This window comes from Xanthomonas sp. SI, assembly GCF_014236855.1.
In the GTDB taxonomy this organism is placed as follows: domain Bacteria; phylum Pseudomonadota; class Gammaproteobacteria; order Xanthomonadales; family Xanthomonadaceae; genus Xanthomonas_A.
The window spans coordinates 2,056,012-2,080,546 of sequence record NZ_CP051261.1 but is presented as its reverse complement, the minus strand read 5'-3'; the positions used below and the strand labels follow the sequence as shown (position 1 = coordinate 2,080,546).

Below are 24,535 nucleotides of genomic sequence, written 5' to 3'. Positions count from 1 at the left end.
CGCCCGCGTGCGGCGTCGCCTCCGCTGTCACGGCTGGTAGGCCTCGGCCACGATGCGCTGCAACTCGCCGGATTCGAACAGTTCCATGGTGATGTCGCAGCCGCCGATCAGTTCGCCGTGGATGAACAGCTGCGGGAACGTCGGCCAGTTCGAATAGCGCGGCAGATTGGCGCGGATCTCGGGCTCGTCGAGCACGTTGACGGTGTGCAGCCGGTCGGCGCCGGCGGCCAACAGGGCCTGCAGCGCGCGACTGGAAAAGCCGCACATCGGGTACTGCGGCGTGCCCTTCATGAACAACACGATGGGGTGGTGTTCGACGTCGGCCTGGATGCGCTCCATCACCTGCATGGGGGATTTCTCCTGCTGGGGCGAAAAAACGGACCTCGGCGGTCGGCTAGACTTTCGCGTAGCCGCATAGTGTAAGCCCTGCGCACGACAGTACCGAAACGCGCTCCCGAAACCGCTCCCGAGGATCCATGGCCATCGAACTCGCTCCCCTGCCGTACGACCGCGCGGCGCTGGCGCCGCACCTGTCCGCCGAGACCCTGGACCAGCACCACGGCCAGCACCAGCGCGCGCTGGTGGAACGTCTCAATGCGCAGATCGCCGGCAGCGAATTCGCCGACCTGCCGTTGCAGGACCTGGTGCGCCGCACCCAGGGCCGCCTGTTCCAGCACGCGGCCGAGGTCTGGAACCACGAGTTCTACTGGCGCGGGCTGCGCCCGCGCGGCGGCGGCGAGCCGGGCGGCGAGCTCGCCGAGCGCATCGCCAAGAGCTTCGGCGACGTCGCGCGCTTCAAGGCCGAGTTCGCACGCATGGCGCTGGCCGTGTTCGGCTCGGGCTGGGTCTGGCTGGTGCAGCGCCCGGACGCCACGCTGGCACTGCTTGCCACCGTCAACGCCGGCTCGCCGTTGACCGGCGAGGACCTCCCGCTACTGGCCTGCGACCTGTGGGAGCACGCCTACTACATCGATTACCGCGGCGACCGGACGCGCTACCTGGAAGCGTTCTGGAAGCTGGTGAACTGGGAGTTCGTGGCGGCGAATCTGCGGTGAAGCCGGGATTGAGGATTGGGGATGACCGGCCTGCGGCCGCGTGGATTGGTCGAATGACGGCTGACACGTAGCCGCGTGGGCGTTGCCACCCTTTCGGGCCGCCCCAGGCGCAGCCTGGACGCGGCATTCCCAGTCCGCTCAGACTTCGCGCAGCCGCTCGATCACCGGCGCGACCTGGTCGCCGCGCTGCAATTGCGCGCCGACCGTGTGCAGCGCCTGCGCCAAGGCCGCCGGCGTGTCTTCGCGCAGCGTGGCGTGGCCGACCTTGCGGCCCTCGCGCGCCTCCTTGCCGTAGTCGTGCCAATGCCCGCCGGGTTGCGCCAGCACTGGCGCGGCGTCGGGCATCTGCCCGATCCAGTTGAGCATGCAGGCATGGCCGAGCATGCGCGTGGACCCCAGCGGCAGGCCCAGCACCGCACGCAGGTGGTTCTGGAACTGCGAGGTCTCGGCGCCTTCGATGGTCCAGTGGCCGGAGTTGTGCACCCGCGGCGCCATCTCGTTGGCGAGCAGTTCGCCGTCGCGGCAGAACAGCTCCAGCGCGAACACGCCCACGTACTGCAGGCGCTCGGCCAGCGCCTGCGCATGGGCAATGGCCGCCTGCGCCAGCGCCGCGTCGGCCTGCGCCGGGGCCAGGCTGGCCGACAGCACGCCCTGCACATGCCAGTTCTCGGTCAGCGGCCAGGTGCGGAACTCGCCGTCGCGGCCGCGCACCGCGACCACGCTGATCTCGCGCTGGAACGGCACGAAGGCTTCCACGATCAGGCCCACGCTGGCTGCCTGCGCGCCCAGCGCGGACCAGGCCGCATCGGCGTCGGCCGCGGACTTGATCCGGAACTGACCCTTGCCGTCGTAGCCCAGGCGCCGGGTCTTCAGAATGCACGGGGTGCCGACCTGCGCCAGCGCCGCGTCCAGTTCGGCGCGGCTGTCGATCGCGGCGAAATCGGGCACCGGGATACCCAGTTCGCGGAACAGGGTCTTCTCGGCCAGCCGGTCCTGCGCCACCGCTAGCGCGCGCGGGTTCGGGAACACCGGCACCTGGGCGGCCAGCCATTCGGCGCTGGCCGCCGGCACGTTCTCGAAATCGAAGGTGGCCACGTCGACCTTGGCCGCGAACGCGGCCAGCGCCGTCTCGTCGCGGTAGTCGCCGACCTGCAACGGCGCGACCTGCCCGGCGCAGGCGTCGGCCACCGTATCCAGCATCACGAAACGCAGGCCCAGCGGCGCGCCGGCCACGGCCATCATCCGCGCCAGTTGGCCCCCGCCCAGGATTCCGACAGTGGTGCTCATTGGCGCGGGTCGTCCTTGGCCATCACCTCGTCGGTCTGGCGCTGGCGGAAATCGTCCAGCGCGGTGGCGATGTCGGCGTGCTCGGCGGCGAGCATCGCCGCGGCGAACAGTGCGGCATTGGCCGCACCGGCGTTGCCGATCGCGAACGTGGCCACCGGGATGCCGGCCGGCATCTGCACGATCGACAGCAGCGAATCCAGGCCGTTCAGCGCCTTGGACTGCACCGGCACGCCGAGCACCGGCACCGCGGTCTTGGCCGCGAGCATGCCCGGCAGGTGCGCGGCGCCGCCGGCGCCGGCCACGATCGCGCGCAGGCCACGGCTGGAGGCCGCCTCGGCATAGGCGAACAGCACGTCCGGGGTGCGGTGCGCGGACACCACTTTCACTTCATAGGGCACGCCCAGCGCATCGAGTTTCTGCGCCGCATGCTGCATGGTCTCCCAGTCGGAGCGGGAACCCATCACGATGCCGACGAGCGGCGCGGTTTGCTTGGAGGTCATGGCCGTCCCCTGCCTTAAAGACGTATTCTAGCCGTCTTCCACGCAAGACGAAGACCGGATGGATCGCAAACTGCTCGACCTGCTGTGCTCGCCCGACACCCGCCAACCGCTGGCCCTGCTGGATGCGCGCGGGCTGGAGGCGCTGAACCGCGCCATCGCCGCCGGCGGCGTGCAGCGCGCCGACGGCAGCCCGCAGGCGCAAGCGCTGCGCGAGGCGCTGATCACCCGCGACCGCAAGCAGCTGTTCCGCGTCGACGACGGCATCCCGGTGCTGTTGGCCGAAGAAGCGATCGGCACCGCCCAGCTCGCCGACTTCCCCGGCAAATGAGCGGCGCCGCGGCGCCGCTGCAGCCGCCGGCGCAGGCCTCGATCGACGCCGACGTGGCACGCGCGCTGGCCGAGGACATCGGCAACGGCGACGTCACCGCCGCGCTGCTGCCCGATCGCGCCGACAGCGCCTATCTGTTGTGCAAGCAGGACGCGGTGATCGCCGGCCGGCCCTGGTTCGACGCCTGCCACCGCGCGCTCGACCCGCAGGTGCGGATCGACTGGCGCATCGCCGAAGGCGAACGCGTCGCCGCCGGCACGGTGCTGGCGCTGCTGCATGGGCGCAGCCGCGCGCTGGTCAGCGCCGAGCGCGCCTCGCTGAACTTCCTGCAGACCCTGTCCGCCACCGCCACCGCCACCGCCGCCTACGTGGCCGCGGTCGCCGGCACCGGCGCGCGCATCCTCGACACGCGCAAGACCCTGCCCGGCCTGCGCCTGGCGCAGAAGTACGCGGTGCGCTGCGGCGGCGGCAGCAACCATCGCTTCGGCCTGTACGACACGGTGATGCTGAAGGAAAACCACATCCATGCCGCTGGTTCGCTGACGGCGGCCGTGCAGGCCGCGCGCGCGCAATGGCCGGCGCTGCCGCTGGTGGTCGAGGTGGAAACGCTGGCGCAACTGCGTGAAGCCTTGACGGTCGGCTGCGACCGGATCCTGATCGACGACTTCGACGCGACGCAGCGCCGCGAGGCGGTGGCGATCGCCGCCGCCGCGCCGTTCCATCGCGCGATTCCGCTGGAAGTCTCCGGCGGCGTCGACCTGGACGGCGTGCGCGCGATCGCCGCCGACGGCGTGGACTGCATCTCCATCGGCGCGCTGACCAAGCACGTGCAGGCGGTGGATCTGTCGCTGAAGCTGGGCCCGCCGCCGCACTGACTTCACGGCCGCGGCCACGCCGCTCTGCGACGCTGCACGCATCCCCCCTATTCACCGAGTTCGCCGATGGCCCGCCCCTGGTTCGCGTTGTTGTGTGCCGCCGCCCTGTTTCCCGCCGGCCGCGCGGCCGCCGCGGAGGTGTGCGACCTGCCGCCACGCTTCGGCCTGACGCCCGCCGCCGTCGCCATCGTGCGCACCGCCTGCAACGAGCATCGCCTGTGGTGGCGGCCGTTCATCGACAGCGATGGCCGGCTCGCCGGCCTGCGCGTGACCGAGGCCGAGCGCAGCTATCTCGCCGATCACGGCATCGAGGCCTGGCAGCGTGTGGCCGCCTATTGGCGCGACAGCGGCACGCTGGGCGCGATGAGCGGCAGCGACGGCGCCGCCAGCTGCCAGCAACTGGACGGCTCGCGCTACCGGCAAGCGGACTGCCGTGCGTTCCTGGTCGACAACCCGTGGTCGGCGGCGTTCGTGTCCTGGGTGATGGTGCGCGCCGGCGTCAGCGGCTTCCATACCTCGGTGCGCCACATCGACTACATCCGCGCCGCCTACCAGGCCGGTGCCGACGGCCTGCCCTACCGCTATGCCGACCCGCAGCAGGACAAGCCCGCGCCGGGCGACCTGCTGTGCTTCCTGCGCGGGCGCAAGCAACCGCTGGGCGCGGCCGGGCTGCGCGAGGCGCTGGCACGCGGCGGCGCGCTGCCGTGGGAATCGCATTGCGACATCGTGGTCGCGGCCAACGTCGGCGGCGACCACACGCTGTACCTGATCGGCGGCAACGTGCTCAACGCGGTGACCATGCGCAAGCTGCCGCTGGACCGCGCCGGCCGCCTGCAGCTGGAGGCGCCGCTGGCGCAGGACCAGGTCGGCGACGACGGCGCAGGCCTGGAGTGCACGCCCGGCCACGAGGAACTGTGCGACTTCAATCGCCAGGACTGGGCGGCGCTGCTGAAGTTGCAACCGCAGGCGCAGTTGCAGCCACCAGTGATGCCGGGCGTCGTTCCCGCCGTGGATCCGGCCGCGCCGCAGGTCCCGCTGCCGGCCACTGCGCCGATGGCGCCACCGGCGGCATCCGGCGCGGCGCCAGCTGCACCGGCCATACCGACCGCGCCTTCCCCTGCATCGGCGACACCGGTACCGCAACCGCAAGCGACCGAACCGCCGCCGGGACGGTAGCGTTTTATCGACTGTCTGCGGCTTTCAGGATCCATGCCGACCCGCCTCGGGTCATCGGTCGTAGCGGGCTTTGTCAGTGAGGCCTGTCGCGACTGAAGTCGCTCCTACAAGAGGCCATGAGCCGCACACGAAAACTTTGCGCTCGCAATCGGCGCTTCTTCGAATTCCGGCCCCTGCCCCTGCCCCTGCCCGGCCCCGGCCCCGGCCCCTGCCTCTGCCCCGGCCCCGAGTCCCGAGTCCCGAATCCCCAACCAAGCATTGCCGCTCCACCCCGCGTCTCGCTACAGTGACGCATGCCTAGCCTGATCCTGTTGATGATTGCCGGCGCCGCGGTGTTCGCGTTCTGGAACGCGTCGCGCGCCGCCGCCGAACGCGCCGAAAGCCTCGGCCGCAATGCCTGCAAGGCGGCCGATGTGCAATGGCTGGACCAGAGCGTGCACGGCACCGGCCTGCGCCTGCGGCGCCTGCCCAGCGGCTGGCTCGGCTTCGAGCGGACCTTCCGTTTCGACTACTCCTACGATGGCGTCGATCGCCACAGCGGCCGCCTGGTGCTGCTCGGCGACCAGTTGATCGCCTTCACCGGCCCCTCGGTGGCCACGGTGACGGCGTTGCACGAAGGACGTGCGCCGCGCGAGTGAGGCGCTGCCGCGTCGTTCGCGAAGACGCGCCCCGCAAGGACTCTCTCGCAGGGCGGACAACGATGTTTTGCATGGATGTCGGTCGCGCCTGAAGGCGCTCCTACAGGGGCTCGATCCAACCTGGGATTGGCGCGCGGGGAGCCGCGGCGAATGATGCGCAGCGCCTGACGATGCGCGCGACCCGCCAGGCATCGACGCCAACAGCGAATCGAACTGTCGCGCCGGCCACATTCGCGCCGGCGCGGGTCCCACATTGTCGTTACTTCACCACGCGCAGATGTGGACGCTTGCCGCCAGAGCCATCGTCGGAACCGCTGGGACGCGGCGGCGGTGTATCGTCGCCCGGTGGCTCGGTGGCGCCGTGGATATCGTCCGGCAGCGCCATGCCCTGCCCGGTCTCGCGCGCGTACACCGCCAGCACCGCGGCCATCGGCACCTGCACCGGATAGCTGACGCCGCCGAAGCGGGCGGTGAAGCTGACCCCGTCGTTGTCGATCTGCAACCGCACCACCGCGCGCTCGGCGATGTTGAGCACCACCCGGCCGTCCTTGACCGCGCTCGGCGGCACCTGCACGTTGGGCAGGCCCGCATCCACCAGGATGTGCGGGGTCATGCCGTTGTCGTTGATCCACTCCACCAGCGCCCGCAACAGGTAAGGGCGATGGCTGGTCATGCGGGAAATATCGTCGGTCATGCGCCAATTCTACGCGCCGGCACGCAATGGCGCCGGCGCAACGCGGGAAAAACCGGATGCGCCACGCGCGGCCGGAGCATCAGGCCGGCAGGTCGCGCAGCTTCTTTTCCTGATCCGTCAGGCTGCGGATGAAACCGGGATTGCGGAAGATGCGGTTGCCGTAGTCCTCGATCGCCTTGCCGTCCTTGGGCAGCGGAATGTCCAGCGCCTGCAGGCGCCAGATGATCGGCGCCATCGCGCAATCGGCCAGGCTCATTTCCGGATTGAGGAAGAACTTGCTGGCCTTGAACAGCGGCACCGACGCGGTCAGCAACTCCTTGAGCCGCTTGCGCCCGGCCTCGGCCTGGGCCTTGTTGCCGAGTTGGATCGCCTGCACCTGCGGCACCCAGTCGTGCTCGATGCGCAGCATGGCCAGGCGCAGGCGCGCGCGCGACAACGGATCGACCGGCATCAGCGGCGGATGCGGATAGCGCTCGTCCAGGTATTCGCTGACCACGGAGGCGGCGTACAGCACCAGCTCGCGCTCGACCAGCGTCGGCACCGAGTGATAGGGATTGAGATCGATCAGGTCTTCCGGGGGATTCTGCGGATCCACCGCCACGAAATCGTAGGTCACGCCCTTTGCGGCGAGCACCAGACGGACGCGGTGGCACAGCACGTCATCCGTGGAAGAAAACAACGTCAAGGTATTTCGCATACGCACACTCGCCGCCATTCAAGGCTCTCCGACGACCGGAATCCGCCGGCCGCATCGATGCCGCCAACACCCTGCTGACGGTCATCACGGCCCCTGAGTGTGCAACCCTCGCTCGCAAAAGCCAATAGGATGAACAGGGGATCGGGTCAGCAACGATGCAGACAACGCGCCGGCACTGCGGCCGACGCTCAATGCACGTCCTTCCAGTATTCCTTCTTCAGCAGATAGGCGAGGAAGGTCAGCAGCGCCAGGAACAGCACCACCCACACGCCCAGGCTCTGTCGCTTCAGCGCGGCCGGTTCGCCGGCGTATTCGAGGAAGTTGCTGATGTCGCGGACCGTCTGGTCGAACTGCGCCGGCGTTTCCCGGCCCGGCGAAGACAGCTGCAGCCGTTCCACCGGCTTGTCTACGCCGGGCTGCTCGGCCTTGCCGTAGATCGGCTGCTGCAGGCCCTGCAGCTCCCACAGCGGATTGGGCATCGAGGCGTTGGCGAACAGCTTGTTGTTCCAGCCCAACGGGCGCGACTGGTCCAGATAGAACGACTTGAGGTAGGTATAGACCCAGTCGGTGCCGCGCACGCGCGCGATCAGGCTCAGGTCCGGCGGCGCCTTGCCGAACCACTTGGCCGCCGCATCGTGCGGCATCGCCGCCTCGATGTGCTCGCCGACCTTGGCACCGGTGAAGTTGAGGTTGGCCATCACCTCGTCCTCGCTCAGGCCCAGGTCCTCGGCCATGCGCGAGTAGCGCAGGTATTTCAGCGAATGGCAGCCGGAGCAGTAGTTCATGAACAGCTTGGCGCCGCGCTGCAGCGAGGCGCGGTCGCCGAGGTCGTTGCCGGCCTGCTGGGTGGCGCCGCCCTCGGCGGCCAGCGCCGAGGCGGACAACAGCAGCGCGGAGGCGAAGCAGGCCAGGACGGACATCAGGCGCTTGCTCATAGGGATCCCTCCGCCATCGCACCGAACAGGGAGCCGAGCGCCTGCCGGCCCCAGAACACGATCTGCCCCACCGGCAGCAGGTAGCTCATGGCGGACAACAAGAAGACGCTCGCGGAGCAGGCCAGCACGGCAATCACGGGCTTAGTCATGGGTGGTCACCCGCTCCGGCACCGGCTTGGTCCGGTCCAACGTGGTCCAGACCGGCATGGTCAGGAAGAATCCGAAGTACAGCACGGTCAGCACGCGGCCGATGATGGTCTCGCTGGCATCGGTGCCGGGACCGGAGCCGATCACGCCGAGCCACACGAAGCACACCGCCAGCACGCCCAGCATCACCCTGGAGATCCAGCCGCGGTAGCGGATCGACTTGACCTTGGCGCGGTCCAGCCACGGCACCAGGAACAGGATCGCGATCGCCGAGAACATCACCAGCACGCCGCCGAGCTTGTTCGGCACCACCCGCAACATCGCGTAGTACGGCGTGTAGTACCACACCGGCTTGATGTGCTCGGGCGTGACCAGGCGGTTGGCCTCGGTGAAGTTGTCGTGCTCCAGGAACAGGCCGCCGAACGCGGGCACGAAGAAGATGATGAAGGCGCCGATCAGCAGCAGGAAGCCGACCCCGACCAGGTCCTTGACCGTGTAGTACGGGTGGAACGGAATGCCGTCGGCCGGCTTGTTCGGATCCCAGCGGTTGCCCTTGGGTCCCTTCTTGATCTCCACGCCGTCGGGGTTGTTGGAGCCGACCTCGTGCAGCGCGCCCAGGTGCAGCACCACCAACAGCAACAGCACCAGCGGCAGCGCGATCACGTGCAGCGCGAAGAAGCGGTTGAGCGTGGCGTCGGACGGCAGGTAGTCGCCCATGATCCACTCGGTCAGGCCGTTGCCGATCACCGGGATCGCGCCGAACAGCGAGATGATCACCTTGGCGCCCCAGAACGACATCTGCCCCCACGGCAGCACGTAGCCCATGAACGCCTCGGCCATCAGCACCAGGTAGATCAGCATGCCGAGGATCCACACCAGCTCGCGCGGCTTCTTGTAGCTGCCGTAGAGCAGGCCGCGGAACATGTGCAGGTACACCACGATGAAGAACAGCGAGGCGCCGGTGGAGTGCATGTAGCGGATCAGCCAGCCCCACTCGACGTCGCGCATGATGTACTCGACCGAGTTGAACGCCTCGGCCGCGCTGGTCTTGTAGTGCATCGTCAGGAAGATGCCGGTGACGATCTGGTTGACCAGCACCACCATCGCCAGCGAACCGAAGTAGTACCAGATGTTGAAGTTCTTCGGCGCGTAGTACTCGCCGACGTGCTTGCGGTAGAACGGCATCAGCCCCGGCGCGCGCTCGTTGACCCAGTCGAACACGTTGCCCGCGGTGCGGGTAAGGAGATTGTCGGCCATGGCTTACGCTGCCCCCTTCGCGGACGAACTGGGATCGACGCCGATGATCAGCGTGTTGTCGTCCTGGTAATGATGGGGGGGCACCAGCAGGTTGATCGGGGCGGGCACGCCCTGGAACACGCGGCCGGCCATGTCGAAGCGCGACTTGTGGCAGGGGCAGAAATAGCCGCCCTTCCACTCCGGATCGTAGGGTTCGGGACGGATCTCGGCGACCATCTCCGGCGAACAGCCCAGGTGCGTGCACAGCCCGACCAGCACCGAGATGTCGGGCTTGATCGAACGGCCCTCGCCCTTGATGTAGGCCGGCTGCTGGTCGGTGACCTCGGACTTTGGGTCCTTGAGCCGCCCATCCAGCGTCGGCAACGCGTCCAGGATCGCCTTGGAGCGCTTGACGATCCAGATCGGCTGACCGCGCCACTCCATGATCAGGCGCTGACCTTCCTGCAACGCGCTGATGTCCGCGGTGACCGGCGCACCGGCCAGTTTGGCCTTTGCGCTGGGGTTCCAGGACTTGATGAAAGGAACCGCGACGAAACCCGCACCCACCGCGCCCACCACCGCCGTGGTGGCGGTGAGAAAGCGGCGGCGTCCTGCATTAACAGAATCGTTGACCCCATCGTTGGCCATCCGGCACTCCGATTTTTTGATTGGGTAGCATTAGGCTGCCAGCGGTTCGGTGGGGGTCGAACCGCATAAAATCCACTGCAGTGTAGCGGAACCCTTAACGCGCAGACAATGCATCGTCGCGACGGCAAGAGAATGCCTCAATGCGCCGTCGCCAGCACGCCGCGGTAGCGGTCGGCGAGCAGGCCGACGCGCTGCACGTAGCGCTGGGTCTCGCTGTACGGCGGCACCCCGCCGTGTTTGTCTACCGCGCCTTCGCCGGCGTTGTAGCCGGCGGCGGCCAGGGTCAGGTTGCCGTTGAAGCGCTTCAGCAGCCAGGCCAGGTACTGCACGCCGCCGCGGATGTTCTGCGACGCATCGAACGAATCGCTGACCCCGAAGCGGCGCGCGGTCGGCGGCATCAGCTGCATCAGGCCCTGCGCGCCGGCGCGGCTCAGCGCCATCGGGTTGTAGGCCGACTCGGCGTGGATGATCGCGCGCACCACCGCCTCGTCGACCCCGTACTCGCGCGCGGCGGCGGCGATCTCGCTCTGGTAGGCGGTGGTGTTCAGCCGCACCGCACCGAAGTTCAGCCCGGGGTTGGCGCAGGCGTAGCAGGTCTCGATGAAGCTGTAGCGGATGGTGCGCACCGCGCCGAGGCTGGCGACCTGGGTCGGCCGCGCGCTGGTGTAGTGGCGCACCCCGTCCTTCATATAGGAATAGACCTGGCCGCTGACCACCCGCCGCGGCGCGGCACCGGTCATCGCAGGCACGGGCGCCACGCTCTTCGGCGCCACGCTGGCGGCGACCGGCGCCGGCGCTGCGACCGGCGTGCTGATGATGGTGGCCGGGGCGCCGGACTGCGGCGCGGCCAGGGTGATGACACCGCGGTTGGCCGCACGTTCGGCGGAGACGGCGGCAACTGCGGGCGCAGGGCGTGCGGCGCGGCGGTCGGGCGCATAGCTGCCGACCACGCTGCAGCTGGCACCGGCCACGCGCTTGCTGACGTAGCTGGGCACGCCGTCGCCGCCGATGCACTTGTATAGGGTGCCCGCACTGGCCGGCATTGCCGACAGCGTTGCGATTGCAAGCCCCAGAAGCCCCACCATCCCCTTCATGGCGGCGAGTGTCCCAACTTCGCCGGCGCTTGCCAAGTGCGCGGCGGCGGCAGCGGGACCGGCCGCCCGTTTCGCCACCCGGCCCGCCTCGCGCCCTGGCCGGCTCATTCGGAGGTGGCCGGCAGCTGCGCCAGCAGGTCGGCCAGCGCGCTGCGCAGTCCGGCCATCACCGCCGCGTCGGCCTGCAGCGCTGCGAACGGCACGCCCAGGGTGAGCAGTTGCGCCGCCAGCCAGGGCAGCGTTTCGGCCAGCATGGTCAGCCGGCAATGGCCGTCCTGCTCGGCCTGCAGGGTTCCGCACCAGGACGGAATGCGCGGCCCCAGGTCGGCCATGCTGCCTCGCAGTTGCACGCTCAGCCCGAACTGCTGCGGCAGCGGGCTGTGCTGGATCGCGTCGCGCACCATCGCGGCCGGGTCGCGCGGCGGCAGCCGCAGCGCGATCGTCTCGCCCGGCTGCAGCGGCGGCACGATGCGCTCGGCGCGGAACGTGCGCCAGTCGGCACGGTCGCGGTCCCAGCCCAGCAGGTACCAGCGGCGCCCGTAGTTGACCAGGCGCAGCGGCTCGATCAGGCGCTGGCTGCTGCGTCCGGCATGGTCGCAGTAGCCGAAGCCGAGCAGGCGCCGATCGCGGCAGGCGCTGGCGATGCCAATCAGCACCTGGGTGTCCGCCGCCGCCGGCTCCTGGCCCAGCGACACGGTGACCGCCTGCAATGCCCCGGCGCGCTGCCGCACCCGCGCCGGCAGCAGCGGGTCGAGCTTGGCCAATACCCGCAGCGCGGTGTCCTCCAGGCCGCCCATGCTCGCCGCGGCCGCGCGCAGCGCCACCGCGACCGTCACCGCCTCGTCGTCCTCGAACAGCAGCGGCAGCATCTGCGCCCCGGCCGCCAGCCGGTAGCCGCCGCCGACCCCGGACGAGGCCTGCACCGCGTAGCCCAGGGCGCGCAGGCGCTCGATGTCGCGGCGCAGGCTGCGCCGGTCCACGCCCAGGCGCTCGGCCAGCTCCGCGCCGGCCCAGACCCGGCGAGTCTGCAGCAAGCCGATCAGGCGCAAGGTGCGGGAGGCAGGGGAAGTCATATGGCGCACGGTATTGCGGACAGAATCCGTCCGCAATAGCGCCTAGCATGAGCGCTTGATCAACGAGGAGAGCCGCCATGCCCATCGCCGACCGCCATGTGACCCTGTACCACAACCCCAAATCCCGCTCCAAAGGCGTGCTGATCCTGCTCGAGGAGCTGGGCGCGGACTACGCGCTGGAACGCATCGACTTCGCCAGCGGCGAACAGTTGGCGCCGGAGTACATGGCGATCAACCCGATGGGCAAGGTGCCGGCGATCGACCACGCCGGCGCGGTGGTCACCGAACAGGTGGCGATCTACCAATATCTGGCCGATCTGTACCCGGAAGCCGGGTTGGCCCCGGCGATGGGCGATCCGCGCCGTGGCCCCTACCTGCGCTGGCTGGCGTTCTACGGCTCGGCGTTCGAGCCGGCCATCATCGACCGCGCGCTCAAGCGCGAGGCGCCGCCGCGGGCGATGTCGCCGTACGCCGACTGCGACACGGTGATGGGCGTGGTCGACGACCAGCTGGCGCGCGGCGACTACCTGCTCGGCGAGCGCTGTACCGCAGCCGACGTGCTGTGGGGCAGCGCGCTGGGCTGGATGATCGGCTTCGGCCTGGTCGATCCGCCGGCGCCGACCCGCGCCTACGTCGAACGCATGGCGGCGCGGCCGGCGGTGCAGCGCGCGCAGGCGATCGACGCCGACAGCGCCTGACGCGGCGGCATCTTCCCAGACGGCAATCGGCACCGTACCATCTCGCCGCAGCTCAGCCGGGAAGCACCGGCCGCCACCGTCACCAAGGAAGGAAACGCATGCAAAAGACTCTCATCGCGATCTTGATCGTGGCGCTGTTGGCCGTAGGCGGCGGTTGGGCCTATACCGCATGGAAGGGGCAACAGTCCGTCGCGGCCGTACCCGCGACGCTGCCCCCTCCGGCCAAGCCCGCGGCCAAGGGCGCCTCCGCCGATGCGGTCGCCGATGCCGCCGCCGGCCATGCGGTCGATGCGCAGCAGGGTCCGCAGCCGGAGGCGGCAAAGGACGCGACGACCGAGGAGCCGAAGGCCGAGGGCGTCAAGTTCACCTACGAATACGTGCCGCCGCGCGATCCGGCGCTGCAGGACGCGTACGACTTCGCCGTCAAGATCGACATCCTGCACCGCCTGCCCGAGGTCAACGCGATGGACGGGCTATTGATGCTGCCCGGCCCGCTGCACCTGATCACCGCCGAGTGCAAGCAGACCAACGCCTTCTATTCGCCGACCAAGCACGAGTTGGTGCTGTGCTACGAAATGGTGGAGATGCTGACCAAGATCGGCGCCAGCCTGGGCGAGCAGAACCAGGACGACAGTTTCAGCGCACGTTTCCTGCTGGCGAACACCCGTTTCATCATGCTGCACGAATTCGGCCATGCGCTGATCGACATGCTGAGCCTGCCCAGCACCGGCCGCGAGGAGGATTCGGCCGACCAGCTCGCCTCTTCGCTGATGCTGATGTTCATGGCGCCCAACGAGTCGCCCGGCGACCTGGCCGAGAACCTGCGGCTGGCCGGGCTGTTCTTCGTGCTCAACACCAAGGAACAGTACGGCGCGGCCGACTTCGCCGATGAGCACTCGCTCGGCCAGCAGCGCTTCTACAACCTGATGTGCATGCTGTACGGGCGCGACCCGGGCAAGTACCTGCGCCTGGTGACCAGCGGCATGCTGCCCGAGGACCGCGCCCAGCGCTGCCCCACCGAGAGCAGCCGCATCACCACCGCCTGGGCCAAGCTGCTGCTGCCGCACATCGCCCCCAAGTACCAGATGAGCGGCGAAGAAGCGCAGAAGCGCTACGACGAGGCGAAGCGCAAGCAGGAAGAGAACGCCGAGTCGCCGTACGTGCGCTGAGGCGCCTCCCGCGGCAGCGCGACGCTCGCGGCGCCGACGCGGGGACGGCAGCGGGCCGTCCCGACGCGAAACGCCCTGCGCGGCGCCGGTTCGCCGCCGCCCGCCGCGGCAGTGTCGGTTGCCGATACAATGCGCGGCTGATCGCGGCCATCGCCGGCCGCGCCCGCAACCCGTCTGGAGTAAGCGCCATGCCCGGGACGCCAGCCCCCGTTTCGCCACTCGCGGCTCCCGCCGCGAGCGCCCCTGCCCTGCTGCCGCTGCCTGCCACCCGGCCGGCGGCGCCGGCGGTGGTGCGCGGCAAGCTGTACATCAAGACCCACGGTTGCCAGATGAACGAGTACGACTCGGCCAAGATGGCCGACGTGCTCGCCGCCGCCGAGGGCCTAGAGCTGACCGACAACCCCGAAGAAGCAGACGTGGTGCTGGTCAACACCTGCTCGATCCGCGAGAAGGCGCAGGAGAAGGTGTTCAGCCAGCTCGGCCGCTGGAAAGCGCTGAAGGCCGGCGGCAAGCCGGTGATCATCGGCGTCGGCGGCTGCGTGGCGTCGCAGGAGGGCGAGGCGATCGTCAAGCGCGCGCCCTACGTGGACCTGGTGTTCGGCCCGCAGACCCTGCACCGGCTGCCGGAGCTGATCCGCGCGCGGCGCGAATCGGGCAAGTCGCAGGTGGACATCAGCTTCCCCGAGGTCGAGAAGTTCGACTGCCTGCCGGAACCGCGCGCCGACGGCCCGTCGGCATTCGTGTCGATCATGGAAGGCTGCTCCAAGTACTGCTCGTTCTGCGTGGTGCCCTATACCCGCGGCGAGGAGATCAGCCGGCCGTTCGAGGACGTGCTGGTGGAAGTGGCGCAGCTGGCCGCACAGGGCGTGCGCGAGATCAACCTGCTCGGCCAGAACGTCAACGCCTACCGCGGGCCGTACGCCGACGCCGAGGCCGGGGAAGAGCCGCAGTACGCCGACCTGGGCCTGCTGATCCGCAGCATCGCGCAGATCGACGGCATCGGCCGCATCCGCTTCACCACCTCGCATCCGCTGGAGTTCAGCGATTCGCTGGTCGATGCGTATCGCGACGTGCCGCAGCTGGCCAACTACCTGCATTTGCCGGTGCAGGCCGGCAGCGACCGCATCCTCAGCGCGATGAAGCGCGGCTACACCGCACTGGAATTCAAGCAGAAGATCCGCAAGCTGCGCGCGGTGCGCCCGGACATCTCGATCAGCTCGGACTTCATCGTCGGCTTCCCCGGCGAGACCGACGCCGACTTCGACAAGACCATGAAGCTGATCGAGGACGTTGGCTTCGACCAGAGCTTCTCCTTCATCTACTCGCGCCGCCCGGGCACGCCCGCGGCGGACCTGGAAGACAACACGCCCGACGCGGTCAAGCACGCGCGGCTGGCGCGGCTGCAGGCGCACATCAACGCGCACTCGCTGCAACTCTCGCGCGACATGGTCGGCAGCGTGCAGACGGTGCTGGTCGAAGGCCCGTCGAAAAAGAACCCGGCCGAGCTGACCGGCAAGACCGAGAACATGCGCTCGGTGAACTTCCCCGGGCATCCGCGCCTGGTCGGCCAGTTCGTCGAGGTGGCGATCACCGAGGCGCTGAGCAATTCCTTGCGCGGGCGCCTGCTCGTCGACGCCGGCTGAGCGCGGCGCGCGCCACCAGCGCGCGCCGCATCGTCCGTGCCGACGCGACTGGTCCTTCACCACCACGCGCGCTACGCTTCGCTTCCCTGTCCTGAACGACACCGGCAGCCACGCGCCCGCCGCGTCCGCATCGAATGACCATTCCCACGCAACGCGATTTCACCCTGGACCCCGCCGACACCGAACGCATGGCCAACCTGGCCGGGCCGTTCGACGCGCACCTGCGCCAGATCGAACTGCGCCTGGGCGTGGAGATCTCCAACCGCGGCAACGTGTTCCGGATCACCGGCCCGTCCAGCGCGGTCGCCGCCGCCGAGATTTTGCTGCAGGCCCTGTACGCCGAGGCCGACAGCGTGGTGTTCGACGATCAGGCCATCCACCTGCGCCTGAACCAGGCCAATGTCGACCACGTCGCGCAACGCGCCTACGAACCGCAGGAGGTGGCGATCAAGGTCAAGCGCGGCACCGTGCGCGGCCGCGGCGCCAACCAGGCCAAGTACCTGCACCAGATCGCCAGCCACGACATCAACTTCGGCGTCGGCCCGGCCGGCACCGGCAAGACCTTCCTGGCAGTGGCCAGCGCGGTCGAGGCGCTGAACGAATCGCGCGTGCAGCGGCTGATCCTGGTGCGCCCGGCGGTGGAAGCCGGCGAGAAGCTCGGCTTCCTGCCCGGCGACCTGAGCCAGAAGGTGGATCCCTATCTGCGCCCGCTGTACGACGCGCTGTACGAGATGCTCGGCGTGGAGAAGGTGATCAAGCTGCTGGAAAAGAACGTCATCGAGATCGCGCCGCTGGCCTACATGCGCGGGCGCACGCTCAACGACGCCTACGTGATCCTGGACGAAGCGCAGAACACCACCATCGAACAGATGAAGATGTTCCTGACCCGCTTGGGCTTCGGCTCCACCGCGGTGGTCACCGGCGACCTGACCCAGATCGACCTGCCCAAGCACGTCAAGTCCGGCCTGCGCGACGCGATCGAAGTGCTGCACGAGGTCGAGGGGGTCAGCTTCACCTTCTTCGAGGCGCGCGACGTGGTGCGCCACCCGCTGGTGGCGCGCATCGTCACCGCCTACGAAAAGCGCGATTTCACCGACAAGGCGACCGGTCCGGCCGCATGACCCGGCGCTGGCCCGGCGTTGCGCTGACGGCCCTGCTCGGCATGGCCTGCAACCAGTGCGGCCTCGCCCAGACCCAGGCGGCGATTCCGGCGACGCCACAGCGCATCGCCCTCGCCCAAACCATGGCACCGCCGTGCCTGTCGGTCAGGGTAAACAACGCGACCATCAGCCTCCCTGGCGCCGAACTCAAACGCGCCGCCGACGCCTGGCGCGCCTCCGCCACCGCGCCGAGAGACGACGAGCGACAGCGGTTGGCCTGGATCGCCGGAGGGCGTGCGCAAGCGCTCCTGGCCGTCGCCGGCGGCGCACACGACCGCTTCGGCTGCACCGTGGTCGAAGAAGCGAACATCCCCACCGACAGCCTGTATTTAGTGGGACAGCTGCTCGAACATGGACAAGCCGCAGTGTGGATGGACGCGATGCCGGGCCTGGTGCCGGCGATCGAGGTCGAGCGCACCAACCCGGACTGCCAGGACGGGCCGATGGGCGGTGTGGTCTACCGCGCCGCCTCCGGCGGACCGCCCGTGCTGGCGCTGACCGAATGCGTCACCTGACCCTGCCGTAGGGCGCACCATCCATCCCACAGCAGATCGCGCCGCTCTTGTGCGTGCACGAGGCAAGCAAGAGCGAGAAGGCGTGGAGCTGGTCCGCAAGACCACGACCCACAAGGACTTCAACTGCCACGACTCGGTCGAGGACGCGGGCATCGACCGTGATGCCGACGCGCATGCCGACGCAAACGACGTGATCGAGATCGCCTACGCCGCCGCCTGGAAGTCGCGGTGACGCGCCGCACGCGCGATACTGTCTGCTCCTGTCCGCTCTGATTGCCGGTATCGCCATGACCAAAGGTCCGGTCCACCTCGACGTCGGCGTCAGCTACGCCCTGCCCCGCGCCGGGTTGCCGGCGGCGGCGAGCTTCCGCAAATGGGTGGCCGCCGCGCTGAAGGGCCGCATCCGCGAAGCCGACCTGGCGATCCGCCTGGTCGACGACAAGGAAGGCCGCTCGCTCAACCACCACTACCGCGGCAAGGACTACGCCACCAACGTGCTCAGCTTCCCGGCCGAACTGCCCGAAGGCCTGCCCAAGGGCGTCAAGCTGCCATTGCTCGGCGACCTGGTGATCTGTGCGCCGGTGGTGGCGCGCGAGGCCGCCGAACAGGGCAAGCCGCTCAACGCCCATTACGCGCACCTGACCGTGCACGGCGTGCTGCACCTGCTCGGCTGGGACCACGAGGACGACAAGGAGGCCGACGCGATGGAGCAGCTGGAGCGCGAGATCCTGGCCGACCTGGGCGTGGGCGATCCCTACGCCGGGGAACGCTGAGGGCTGCCGCACGCGGCGCGTTTTTCGAAAGCGATCGAGGTGGACACGGATGCTCGAACCAGGACAACCCGCACAGGAACGAATCGGCCAACGCGCCACGCGGCTGCAGCGCATCGCCATGGTGCTGTGGGCCGCCGGCCTGGCCGCCTATCTCTATCTGGGCCTGATCCGTCCGGCGCCGCTGTTCGCCGGCAGCGGCAGCCTGCCCGAGCCGTTGCTGCCTTGGTTGGGCGCACTCGCCCTGCTGGTGCTGGCGACCACGCCCAGCGCCTGGCGCTGGTTCTACCTGCGCCGGCGGCAAGGGCGGGTCGGCGGCCCGGTGCGCGTCGCCGCCCAGGCCGGACGGGTCGCGCTGCTGTGTCCGTTGTCGATCGGCGCGTGGCTATGCTGCCGCCACTTGAACACCCAGTTCGACAGCGGCGGCACGCTCGCTGCGCTGTCCGTGCTGTACCTGGCCAGCGCGCTGCTGACCTTGTCCAGCACGCGGCACTGGCTGGTCAAGCGCTGGCGCGGGCGCTAACGTTGCCGTGCGGCCGCTGCGCCGCAACTCCCCGCTTTCCGGCCCGAGGTCCAGCGCGTTGATCCGTCCATCGTTGCTTCTGTTCGCGCTCGCGGCCGCACTGCCCGCTGCGGCCGCCGCTGCTGCTGCCGCTCCTGCGCCCGCACCCGCCCCTGCACCCGCCATCGACCTGCCGGCGCTGCTCGAATGCCGCCAGCGCGTGGCCGACTTCGCCGCGCTGGGGCCGCTGCTGGCCGATCCGCTGAAAGCCGTCGCGCAGGGCTGGCGGCCGCTGCCGCAGTCCAACCTGTTCATGAGCGAATACGAACTGGTGCGGCCGATCCAGGTGTTCGGCCACAGCACCACGCGCATCGCCGTCGCCGGCGCCAGCGTGATGGCGATCCTGGACCTGCCCGATCCGCGCCCGCTGGCCAAGCAGCTGCAGCTGGAGGCGGCGGTGGACACGCCGGACAAGGCGATGTTCGGCCGCGAGCTGGTCAGCCGCGACGTGGCCGATCCGAAGACCGGCGAGCCGATGATCGAATCGATCATCCTCAGCCTGTCCACGGTGAAGTCGCATCCGGGCCAGACCCTGGCCGGTTGCAGCTACAGCCTGGACCTGCCGGAGGACCCGGACGCGCCGCCGGCACCGGACCCGCTGCGCACGCCCGCCAGCGGCGGCTGAACCCGTCCCCGCGCGCGCTGCCGCGGCCGCCGCCGGCGTCGCGGCTCTGTCCCATTGGCCCTGCTAGACTTGCGCACATCGCCCGGCAGACCGGGTGCCGTATCCATAGAACATGTCAGAAGACGACTCTAGTAGCTCCCCTCCGGAAACCCACGAAAAACGCCGCGGCTGGCTGGAACGCCTGAGCTCGGTCTTCTCCGGCGACCCGCACACCCGCGACGACCTGGTCGAGGTGCTGCGCGACGCCCAGCACGACGGGCTGATCGCTGCCGATACCCTGCGCATGATGGAAGGCGCGCTGTCGGTGTCCGAACTCACCGTCGGCGATGTGATGGTCTCGCGCTCGCAGATGGTGTCGCTGTCGGCCGAAGCGCGCTTTCTCGACCTGATGAAGCAGGTGGTCGAATCCGGCCATTCGCGCTTCCCGGTGCATGGCGAGAACAAGGACGACATCCTCGGCATCCTGCTGGCCAAGGACCTGCTGCGCGGCGTGGTCGCCGATCACGGTCCGGGCACGGTGCGCGAGCTGCTGCGCCCGGCGGTGCTGATTCCCGAGTCGAAGAAGCTCAACGTGCTGCTCAAGGAGTTCCGGCTCTCGCGCAACCACATGGCGATCGTGGTCGACGAGTACGGCGGCGTCGCCGGGCTGGTCACCATCGAGGACGTGCTGGAGCAGATCGTCGGCGAGATCGACGACGAGCACGACGACGCCGAGGACGAAGCCTCGCTGATCGCCGCGCAGGCCGACGGCCAGTACGTGGTCGATGCGCTGACCCCGATCGAGGATTTCAACGAACGCTTCGGCGCCGACTTCTCCGACGACGACTACGACACCGTCGGCGGCCTGGTCACCGAGGCCATCGGCCACCTGCCGGAAACCGGCGAGGAGCTGACCCTGGGACGCTTCGCGTTCCGCGTGGCGCGCGCCGACGCGCGCCGGGTGCAGGCCTTCCACGTCACCATCCTGCCGCCCGACCCGCAGGAAGACGCTTGATCGCGCGTGCGCTGTCGCGCGGGCCGGCACGCGGCTGGCCGCAATGGCTGCTGGGCACGCTGCTGGCCTGCTGCGCGGCGCTGGCGTTCGCGCAGGCCGGCGACGCGGACCTTGCCGCGCCGCCCGCGCTGGCGCCCGCCACCGGCGCAGCGCCCGCCGCCGGTCCGTCCGGCGACGACGCGTCGGCACCGGCGCCACGCATCGGCGTGGCCACGATGCAGCCGGGCGAGGTGTTCTTCGAACGCTTCGGCCACGACGCGATCGTGGTGGTGGATCCGCGCAGCGGCCAGGCCACCTCGTACAACTTCGGCTTCTTCGATCCCAGCGAGCCGGACTTCGTCAGCCGCTTCGCCGCCGGCGACATGAGGTATTACCTGGTCGCCCTGCCGTTGCAGGAGGACCTGGCGCAGTACCGCGACGCCGGCCGCGGTGTGGACATCCAGTGGCTGGACATGGAACCGGCGCAGGCGCGCGCGCTGCAGCAGGCGCTGGCCTGGCGCGCGCGGCCGGAAAACGCGCGCTACCGCTACGACTACTACACCGCCAACTGCGCCACGATGGTCCGCGATGCGCTGGACCGCGCGCTGGACGGCACGCTGCACGCGCAGCTGTCGGGGCGTTCGCGCGGCAACACCTATCGCAGCGAATCGGTGCGCCTGGCCTCGCCAGCGCCGTGGATGTGGCTGGGCTTCGACCTGGGCCTGGGGCCGTTCGCCGACAAGCCGCTGTCGCGCTGGGAAGAGGCGTTCGTGCCGATGCGCCTGGCCGAGAGCCTGGGCGAAGTGCGCAACCGCGCCGGACGCCCGCTGGTGCAGGCACGGCAACAATTGCTGCCGCAGCGGCTGGCGCCGGAACCGAGCGAACGGGCGCGGCACTGGTGGCCATGGCTGCTGGCCGGGCTGCTGGTCGCGGTCGGCGTGGTCGCGCTGGCGCGGCGGTCGCGCTGGCTGGCGGCGCTGGCACTGCCGTTCTGGCTGCTGTGCGCGCTCGGCGGCGGTGTGCTGCTGTACCTGTGGGGCTTCAGCGACCACCGTGCGGCCTGGGCCAATCGTAATCTGCTGCTGCTCGACCCGCTGTGCCTGCTGCTGATCGGCGGCGCCATCGCGCAGCTGCGCGGCCGCCAGCCCGGACGCTGGTTCGGCATCGCGCTGTGGACGGTGGTGGCATTGGCCGGCGCGGCTTTGCTGATCCACTGGCTGTCGATGCTGCAGCCGCAATTCAACCTGCAGTGGATCGCCCTGCTGCTGCCGGTGCACGCCGCGCTGGCCTGGGCGTTCACGCGGCGCCGCTTGCAGCGCTGATCCCGCCCGCACACCATTGCTGCCCATGGCCACCGTCCCCGCCAATCCCGCCTGCGTCATCAACTGCGTGCACTACGACGGCCACGGCCGCCGCAACGACATCGCCCTGGAACAGATCAGCGACGTGCTGGCCGCGCCCGACGGCTTCGTCTGGGTCGGCATGTACGAACCCGCCGACCACGTGCTGCAGAAGCTGCAGGAAGAATTCCAGCTGCACGACCTGGCGATCGAGGACACGCGCATGGCGCACCAGCGGCCCAAGGTCGAGGCCTACGGCAACTCGCTGTTCCTGGCCGTGCACACCGCGCAGGTGATCGACGAGCGCATCGTCTACGGCGAGACCCACGCCTTCCTCGGCGCGCGCTTCCTGCTGACCGTGCGCCACGGCGCCTCGCTGCCGTACGCGCCGGTGCGCGAACGCCTGGAACGCGAGTCGGCGCTGATGCAGTTGGGCCCGTCCTACGCGCTGTATGCGGTGCTGGACTACATCGTCGACAACTACCAGCCGATCCTGGACGAATTCCGGCAAAGCCTGGAGCGCCTGGAGAAGGACATCTTCGCCGAGGCCTACCGGCGCGACACCGCGATCCGCCTGTACGAACTCAAGCGCGAACTCAACCAGATGCGCCTGGGCGTGGCGCCGCTGCAGGACGTGCTGTCCCACCTCAAGCGCAACCCCGGCCCGCTGATCCCCGACGAAGTGCGGCTGTACGTGCGCGACGTGCTAGATCATGCGGTGCGCACCAACGAAGCGATCGACACCCTGCGCGAGATGCTCGGCACCGCACTGAGCGTGAACCTGTCGCTGGTGACCCTGGCCCAGGGCGAGACGGTCAAGCGCCTCGGCGCCTGGGCCGCCCTGCTGGCCGCGCCGACCCTGATCACCAGCTGGTACGGCATGAACTTCAAGCAGATGCCGGAACTGGAATGGCACTGGGCCTATCCGCTGATGATCGGCGGCGTCGGCGTCGTCTGCCTGGGGCTGTATCTGGCGTTCAAGCGGGCGCGGTGGCTGTGAGCCGGGATTGGAGATTGGGGATTCGCAATGGCGAAACTCCACGCCGTAGCCAGTTCGAGGCAAGCCACGCGTTGAAGCAACAGCTTCGTCGCTAGGAGTCAGGCATCGGGATCCGCTGTTGCGAATCCCTAATCCCGACTCCCCAATCCCGGCTTCAACCAACATACACCGACTTGATATTCATGAACTCATGAATGCCGTGCTCGGCCAGTTCGCGGCCGAAGCCGGAGCGCTTGATGCCGCCGAACGGCAGGCGCACGTCGCTCTTGACGATGGCGTTGACGAAGGCCGCGCCGCATTGCAGCTGGCGCGCGACGCGCTCGCCGCGGGCGCGGTCGGCGCTCCACACGCTGCCGCCCAGGCCGAAGCTGGTGTCGTTGGCCACGCGTACCGCCTCGGCTTCGTCGGCCACGCGCAGGATCGCGGCGACCGGGCCGAACAACTCTTCGTCGTAGGCGGGCATGCCCGGCACCACGTGGTCGAGGATCGAGGCCGGATAGCCGGCGTGGGTGGACGTATCGGGCGCGGCGCCGAGCAGCGGCTTGGCGCCCTTGGCGATGCTGGCCTGTACCTGCTTGTGCAGTTCGTCGCGCAGGTCCTGCCGCGCCAGCGGCGCCAGCGTGGTCGCTTCGTCCTGCGGATCGCCGAGGCGGCGCTCGGCCGCGGCGGCGACGAAGCGGCGCACGAAGGCGTCGGCGATGGCCTCGACCACCACAAAGCGCTTGGCCGCGATGCAGGTCTGCCCGGCATTGTCGAAGCGCGACTTCACCGCCGCGGCCACAGTGGTGTCCAGATCGGCGTCGTCCAGCACCACGAAGGCGTCGCTGCCGCCGAGTTCCATCACGCACTTCTTCAGCTGGTCGCCGGCGTTGGCGGCGATCGAGCGGCCGGCGCGCTCGCTGCCGGTCAGGGTCACCGCGGCGATGCGCGCGTCGCGCAGCACCTCGGCGGCCTGGTCGTTGTCGATGTGCAGCACGTCGAACACGCCGGCCGGCACGCCGGCGGCGGCCAGCGCGGCGTGGATCGCATCGGCGCAACGCGGCACGTTGCTGGCGTGCTTGAGCAGCGCCACGTTGCCGGCCATCAACGCCGGCGCCAGGAAGCGGAACACCTGCCACAGCGGAAAGTTCCACGGCATCACCGCCAACACGCAGCCCAGCGGCTCGTAGCGCACGTAGCTGCGCTGCGCATCGGTGGCGATCGGCTGCTCGCGCAGGTAATCGGCGGCGTGCTCGGCGTAGTAGTCGCAGGCATCGGCGCACTTGTCGATCTCGGCCAGCGCCTCCTTGCGCAGCTTGCCCATCTCCGCAGTCATCAGCCGCTGGATCTCCTCGCGGCGCGCGCGCAACTGCACGCCGACCTGCCGCAACAGCGCGCCGCGCTGCTCCAGCGGGGTTTCCGCCCACGCGGGGAAGGCCTGCGCGGACGCGGCCAGGCGCTGCTCGACGGCGGCGGCATCCATCAGCTCCAGGCTGTAGTCGACCTGGCCGGTGGCGGGATTGACGGTGTCGTAAGGCATCGCGACGGACTCCTGGAAAAAGTCCGCCCAGCCTAGCGCCGCGAAGGTTGCGGCGGCGTGGCGATGGCGCCGAGGCGATGGACCACAGCGTTCTGCGATGGCGGCAGCCTTTGTAGGAGCGGCTTCAGCCGCGACCGGGGTGTTACCGGAACGCCCGGTCGCGGCTGAAGCCGCTCCT

Annotated in this window: 29 protein-coding genes; 17 read left to right on the top strand and 12 right to left on the bottom strand. The window is 69.4% G+C overall.

The window, feature by feature from the left end; genetic code table 11:
- Positions 1-27 precede the first annotated feature (27 nt).
- Complete coding sequence (gene grxD, locus HEP75_RS08585) at positions 28-348, bottom strand: Grx4 family monothiol glutaredoxin (protein WP_179565437.1); 321 nt, start codon at positions 346-348, stop codon at positions 28-30.
- Between the two features lie 128 nt (positions 349-476).
- Here grxD and HEP75_RS08580 point away from each other — a divergent pair, with 128 nt between their 5' ends.
- On the top strand, positions 477-1,055 hold the full coding sequence (locus HEP75_RS08580; protein WP_185816028.1) for a Fe-Mn family superoxide dismutase: 579 nt from the start codon (positions 477-479) through the stop codon (positions 1,053-1,055).
- A gap of 138 nt (positions 1,056-1,193) precedes the next feature.
- Here HEP75_RS08580 and HEP75_RS08575 read toward each other — a convergent pair whose 3' ends face one another.
- Together HEP75_RS08575 and purE are read right to left on the bottom strand one after the other, a co-directional pair.
- The gene (locus HEP75_RS08575; protein ID WP_185826139.1) at positions 1,194-2,342 is read right to left on the bottom strand and encodes a 5-(carboxyamino)imidazole ribonucleotide synthase; all 1,149 of its coding nucleotides are present in this window, start codon (positions 2,340-2,342) and stop codon (positions 1,194-1,196) included.
- On the bottom strand, positions 2,339-2,842 hold the full coding sequence (gene purE / locus HEP75_RS08570) for a 5-(carboxyamino)imidazole ribonucleotide mutase (RefSeq protein ID WP_185816026.1): 504 nt from the start codon (positions 2,840-2,842) through the stop codon (positions 2,339-2,341). The genes HEP75_RS08575 and purE overlap by 4 nt, the downstream gene beginning before the upstream one ends.
- A 58-nt stretch (positions 2,843-2,900) precedes the next feature.
- Between purE and HEP75_RS08565 the strand changes: the two genes are divergently transcribed.
- The 4 genes from HEP75_RS08565 (at position 2,901) to HEP75_RS08550 (ending at position 5,859) form a co-directional block, all read left to right on the top strand.
- Entirely contained in the window at positions 2,901-3,170 is a 270-nt protein-coding gene (locus HEP75_RS08565; protein ID WP_039005221.1) for a Trm112 family protein, read from the top strand.
- Positions 3,167-4,045: a carboxylating nicotinate-nucleotide diphosphorylase gene (gene nadC, locus HEP75_RS08560; RefSeq protein WP_185826138.1), complete on the top strand. Its 879-nt coding sequence runs from the start codon at positions 3,167-3,169 to the stop codon at positions 4,043-4,045. The genes HEP75_RS08565 and nadC overlap by 4 nt, the downstream gene beginning before the upstream one ends.
- A gap of 66 nt (positions 4,046-4,111) precedes the next feature.
- Positions 4,112-5,221 carry a DUF2272 domain-containing protein gene (locus tag HEP75_RS08555; protein ID WP_185826137.1) on the top strand — a complete coding sequence of 370 codons (1,110 nt, stop codon included), beginning with the start codon at positions 4,112-4,114 and terminating at the stop codon, positions 5,219-5,221.
- Positions 5,222-5,514: 293 nt separating this feature from the next.
- The gene (locus HEP75_RS08550) at positions 5,515-5,859 is read left to right on the top strand and encodes a DUF3301 domain-containing protein (protein ID WP_184410328.1); all 345 of its coding nucleotides are present in this window, start codon (positions 5,515-5,517) and stop codon (positions 5,857-5,859) included.
- Positions 5,860-6,118: 259 nt separating this feature from the next.
- On the opposite strand, the gene HEP75_RS08545 is transcribed toward HEP75_RS08550, so the two are convergent.
- The 8 genes from HEP75_RS08545 to HEP75_RS08510 all read right to left on the bottom strand — a co-directional run bounded on the left by HEP75_RS08545 (position 6,119) and on the right by HEP75_RS08510 (position 12,383).
- Positions 6,119-6,553: a ClpXP protease specificity-enhancing factor gene (locus tag HEP75_RS08545; RefSeq protein WP_185816023.1), complete on the bottom strand. Its 435-nt coding sequence runs from the start codon at positions 6,551-6,553 to the stop codon at positions 6,119-6,121.
- A gap of 79 nt (positions 6,554-6,632) precedes the next feature.
- Positions 6,633-7,268 carry a glutathione S-transferase N-terminal domain-containing protein gene (locus tag HEP75_RS08540; protein WP_009598113.1) on the bottom strand — a complete coding sequence of 212 codons (636 nt, stop codon included), beginning with the start codon at positions 7,266-7,268 and terminating at the stop codon, positions 6,633-6,635.
- A 170-nt stretch (positions 7,269-7,438) separates the two neighbouring features.
- A complete protein-coding gene (locus HEP75_RS08535) occupies positions 7,439-8,185 on the bottom strand; it encodes a cytochrome c1 (protein WP_185822878.1) in 747 nt (248 codons plus the stop codon).
- A complete protein-coding gene (locus tag HEP75_RS08530) occupies positions 8,182-8,334 on the bottom strand; it encodes a hypothetical protein (RefSeq protein ID WP_185826136.1) in 153 nt (50 codons plus the stop codon). The genes HEP75_RS08535 and HEP75_RS08530 overlap by 4 nt, the downstream gene beginning before the upstream one ends.
- Positions 8,327-9,589, bottom strand: a complete 1,263-nt coding sequence (locus HEP75_RS08525; RefSeq protein WP_185816020.1) for a cytochrome bc complex cytochrome b subunit — start codon at positions 9,587-9,589, stop codon at positions 8,327-8,329. Before HEP75_RS08525 ends, HEP75_RS08530 begins: the two co-directional genes overlap by 8 nt.
- 3 nt (positions 9,590-9,592) lie before the next feature.
- Positions 9,593-10,216 (bottom strand): ubiquinol-cytochrome c reductase iron-sulfur subunit, encoded by a 624-nt coding sequence (gene petA, locus HEP75_RS08520; RefSeq protein WP_009598116.1) that lies wholly within the window; start codon positions 10,214-10,216, stop codon positions 9,593-9,595.
- Between the two features lie 137 nt (positions 10,217-10,353).
- Positions 10,354-11,310, bottom strand: coding sequence for a lytic transglycosylase domain-containing protein (locus tag HEP75_RS08515; RefSeq protein ID WP_185826135.1), 957 nt, complete (start codon positions 11,308-11,310; stop codon positions 10,354-10,356).
- Positions 11,311-11,414: 104 nt separating this feature from the next.
- Entirely contained in the window at positions 11,415-12,383 is a 969-nt protein-coding gene (locus tag HEP75_RS08510) for a WYL domain-containing protein (RefSeq protein ID WP_185826134.1), read from the bottom strand.
- A 77-nt stretch (positions 12,384-12,460) separates the two neighbouring features.
- Between HEP75_RS08510 and HEP75_RS08505 the strand changes: the two genes are divergently transcribed.
- From HEP75_RS08505 to HEP75_RS08450, 12 genes are all read left to right on the top strand, one after another.
- Positions 12,461-13,081 (top strand): glutathione S-transferase family protein, encoded by a 621-nt coding sequence (locus HEP75_RS08505; protein WP_185826133.1) that lies wholly within the window; start codon positions 12,461-12,463, stop codon positions 13,079-13,081.
- 98 nt (positions 13,082-13,179) lie between these two features.
- Entirely contained in the window at positions 13,180-14,250 is a 1,071-nt protein-coding gene (locus HEP75_RS08500) for a DUF4344 domain-containing metallopeptidase (RefSeq protein WP_185826132.1), read from the top strand.
- Positions 14,251-14,438: 188 nt separating this feature from the next.
- Positions 14,439-15,893, top strand: coding sequence for a tRNA (N6-isopentenyl adenosine(37)-C2)-methylthiotransferase MiaB (gene miaB / locus HEP75_RS08495; protein WP_185826131.1), 1,455 nt, complete (start codon positions 14,439-14,441; stop codon positions 15,891-15,893).
- A 134-nt stretch (positions 15,894-16,027) separates the two neighbouring features.
- The gene (locus HEP75_RS08490) at positions 16,028-17,014 is read left to right on the top strand and encodes a PhoH family protein (protein WP_185826130.1); all 987 of its coding nucleotides are present in this window, start codon (positions 16,028-16,030) and stop codon (positions 17,012-17,014) included.
- Positions 17,011-17,568, top strand: coding sequence for a hypothetical protein (locus HEP75_RS08485; protein WP_185826129.1), 558 nt, complete (start codon positions 17,011-17,013; stop codon positions 17,566-17,568). Before HEP75_RS08490 ends, HEP75_RS08485 begins: the two co-directional genes overlap by 4 nt.
- Before the next feature lie 82 nt (positions 17,569-17,650).
- Positions 17,651-17,800 (top strand): hypothetical protein, encoded by a 150-nt coding sequence (locus HEP75_RS08480; protein WP_185826128.1) that lies wholly within the window; start codon positions 17,651-17,653, stop codon positions 17,798-17,800.
- A 55-nt stretch (positions 17,801-17,855) separates the two neighbouring features.
- Positions 17,856-18,341 carry an rRNA maturation RNase YbeY gene (ybeY, locus tag HEP75_RS08475; RefSeq protein ID WP_185816012.1) on the top strand — a complete coding sequence of 162 codons (486 nt, stop codon included), beginning with the start codon at positions 17,856-17,858 and terminating at the stop codon, positions 18,339-18,341.
- A 49-nt stretch (positions 18,342-18,390) separates the two neighbouring features.
- A complete protein-coding gene (locus tag HEP75_RS08470; protein ID WP_185826127.1) occupies positions 18,391-18,861 on the top strand; it encodes a hypothetical protein in 471 nt (156 codons plus the stop codon).
- A 163-nt stretch (positions 18,862-19,024) separates the two neighbouring features.
- The gene (locus HEP75_RS08465) at positions 19,025-19,525 is read left to right on the top strand and encodes a hypothetical protein (protein WP_255423782.1); all 501 of its coding nucleotides are present in this window, start codon (positions 19,025-19,027) and stop codon (positions 19,523-19,525) included.
- A 112-nt stretch (positions 19,526-19,637) separates the two neighbouring features.
- Positions 19,638-20,519 (top strand): transporter associated domain-containing protein, encoded by an 882-nt coding sequence (locus HEP75_RS08460; RefSeq protein WP_184410344.1) that lies wholly within the window; start codon positions 19,638-19,640, stop codon positions 20,517-20,519.
- Between the two features lie 128 nt (positions 20,520-20,647).
- The gene (locus tag HEP75_RS08455) at positions 20,648-21,820 is read left to right on the top strand and encodes a DUF4105 domain-containing protein (RefSeq protein ID WP_255424089.1); all 1,173 of its coding nucleotides are present in this window, start codon (positions 20,648-20,650) and stop codon (positions 21,818-21,820) included.
- 25 nt (positions 21,821-21,845) lie between these two features.
- Positions 21,846-22,838: a magnesium and cobalt transport protein CorA gene (locus HEP75_RS08450; protein WP_185826126.1), complete on the top strand. Its 993-nt coding sequence runs from the start codon at positions 21,846-21,848 to the stop codon at positions 22,836-22,838.
- 154 nt (positions 22,839-22,992) lie between these two features.
- Here the strand turns inward: HEP75_RS08450 and HEP75_RS08445 are convergent, their stop codons facing one another.
- Positions 22,993-24,357 carry an NAD-dependent succinate-semialdehyde dehydrogenase gene (locus HEP75_RS08445; protein ID WP_185826125.1) on the bottom strand — a complete coding sequence of 455 codons (1,365 nt, stop codon included), beginning with the start codon at positions 24,355-24,357 and terminating at the stop codon, positions 22,993-22,995.
- Positions 24,358-24,535 lie beyond the last annotated feature (178 nt).

What these genes read in the sequence shown, in the direction of transcription:
- HEP75_RS08445 (WP_185826125.1), bottom strand. Translation starts at nt 24,357, where the DNA reads ATGCCTTACGACACCGTCAATCCCGCCACCGGCCAGGTCGACTACAGC.
- HEP75_RS08550 (WP_184410328.1), top strand. Translation starts at nt 5,515, where the DNA reads ATGCCTAGCCTGATCCTGTTGATGATTGCCGGCGCCGCGGTGTTCGCG.
- HEP75_RS08515 (WP_185826135.1), bottom strand. Translation starts at nt 11,310, where the DNA reads ATGAAGGGGATGGTGGGGCTTCTGGGGCTTGCAATCGCAACGCTGTCG.
- petA (WP_009598116.1), bottom strand. Translation starts at nt 10,216, where the DNA reads ATGGCCAACGATGGGGTCAACGATTCTGTTAATGCAGGACGCCGCCGC.
- HEP75_RS08535 (WP_185822878.1), bottom strand. Translation starts at nt 8,185, where the DNA reads ATGAGCAAGCGCCTGATGTCCGTCCTGGCCTGCTTCGCCTCCGCGCTG.
- ybeY (WP_185816012.1), top strand. Translation starts at nt 17,856, where the DNA reads ATGACCAAAGGTCCGGTCCACCTCGACGTCGGCGTCAGCTACGCCCTG.
- miaB (WP_185826131.1), top strand. Translation starts at nt 14,439, where the DNA reads ATGCCCGGGACGCCAGCCCCCGTTTCGCCACTCGCGGCTCCCGCCGCG.
- HEP75_RS08525 (WP_185816020.1), bottom strand. Translation starts at nt 9,589, where the DNA reads ATGGCCGACAATCTCCTTACCCGCACCGCGGGCAACGTGTTCGACTGG.
- HEP75_RS08500 (WP_185826132.1), top strand. Translation starts at nt 13,180, where the DNA reads ATGCAAAAGACTCTCATCGCGATCTTGATCGTGGCGCTGTTGGCCGTA.
- nadC (WP_185826138.1), top strand. Translation starts at nt 3,167, where the DNA reads ATGAGCGGCGCCGCGGCGCCGCTGCAGCCGCCGGCGCAGGCCTCGATC.
- HEP75_RS08510 (WP_185826134.1), bottom strand. Translation starts at nt 12,383, where the DNA reads ATGACTTCCCCTGCCTCCCGCACCTTGCGCCTGATCGGCTTGCTGCAG.
- HEP75_RS08485 (WP_185826129.1), top strand. Translation starts at nt 17,011, where the DNA reads ATGACCCGGCGCTGGCCCGGCGTTGCGCTGACGGCCCTGCTCGGCATG.
- purE (WP_185816026.1), bottom strand. Translation starts at nt 2,842, where the DNA reads ATGACCTCCAAGCAAACCGCGCCGCTCGTCGGCATCGTGATGGGTTCC.
- HEP75_RS08575 (WP_185826139.1), bottom strand. Translation starts at nt 2,342, where the DNA reads ATGAGCACCACTGTCGGAATCCTGGGCGGGGGCCAACTGGCGCGGATG.
- HEP75_RS08580 (WP_185816028.1), top strand. Translation starts at nt 477, where the DNA reads ATGGCCATCGAACTCGCTCCCCTGCCGTACGACCGCGCGGCGCTGGCG.
- HEP75_RS08530 (WP_185826136.1), bottom strand. Translation starts at nt 8,334, where the DNA reads ATGACTAAGCCCGTGATTGCCGTGCTGGCCTGCTCCGCGAGCGTCTTC.
- HEP75_RS08450 (WP_185826126.1), top strand. Translation starts at nt 21,846, where the DNA reads ATGGCCACCGTCCCCGCCAATCCCGCCTGCGTCATCAACTGCGTGCAC.
- HEP75_RS08460 (WP_184410344.1), top strand. Translation starts at nt 19,638, where the DNA reads ATGTCAGAAGACGACTCTAGTAGCTCCCCTCCGGAAACCCACGAAAAA.
- HEP75_RS08505 (WP_185826133.1), top strand. Translation starts at nt 12,461, where the DNA reads ATGCCCATCGCCGACCGCCATGTGACCCTGTACCACAACCCCAAATCC.
- HEP75_RS08545 (WP_185816023.1), bottom strand. Translation starts at nt 6,553, where the DNA reads ATGACCGACGATATTTCCCGCATGACCAGCCATCGCCCTTACCTGTTG.
- HEP75_RS08470 (WP_185826127.1), top strand. Translation starts at nt 18,391, where the DNA reads ATGCTCGAACCAGGACAACCCGCACAGGAACGAATCGGCCAACGCGCC.
- grxD (WP_179565437.1), bottom strand. Translation starts at nt 348, where the DNA reads ATGCAGGTGATGGAGCGCATCCAGGCCGACGTCGAACACCACCCCATC.
- HEP75_RS08540 (WP_009598113.1), bottom strand. Translation starts at nt 7,268, where the DNA reads ATGGCGGCGAGTGTGCGTATGCGAAATACCTTGACGTTGTTTTCTTCC.
- HEP75_RS08555 (WP_185826137.1), top strand. Translation starts at nt 4,112, where the DNA reads ATGGCCCGCCCCTGGTTCGCGTTGTTGTGTGCCGCCGCCCTGTTTCCC.
- HEP75_RS08490 (WP_185826130.1), top strand. Translation starts at nt 16,028, where the DNA reads ATGACCATTCCCACGCAACGCGATTTCACCCTGGACCCCGCCGACACC.
- HEP75_RS08565 (WP_039005221.1), top strand. Translation starts at nt 2,901, where the DNA reads ATGGATCGCAAACTGCTCGACCTGCTGTGCTCGCCCGACACCCGCCAA.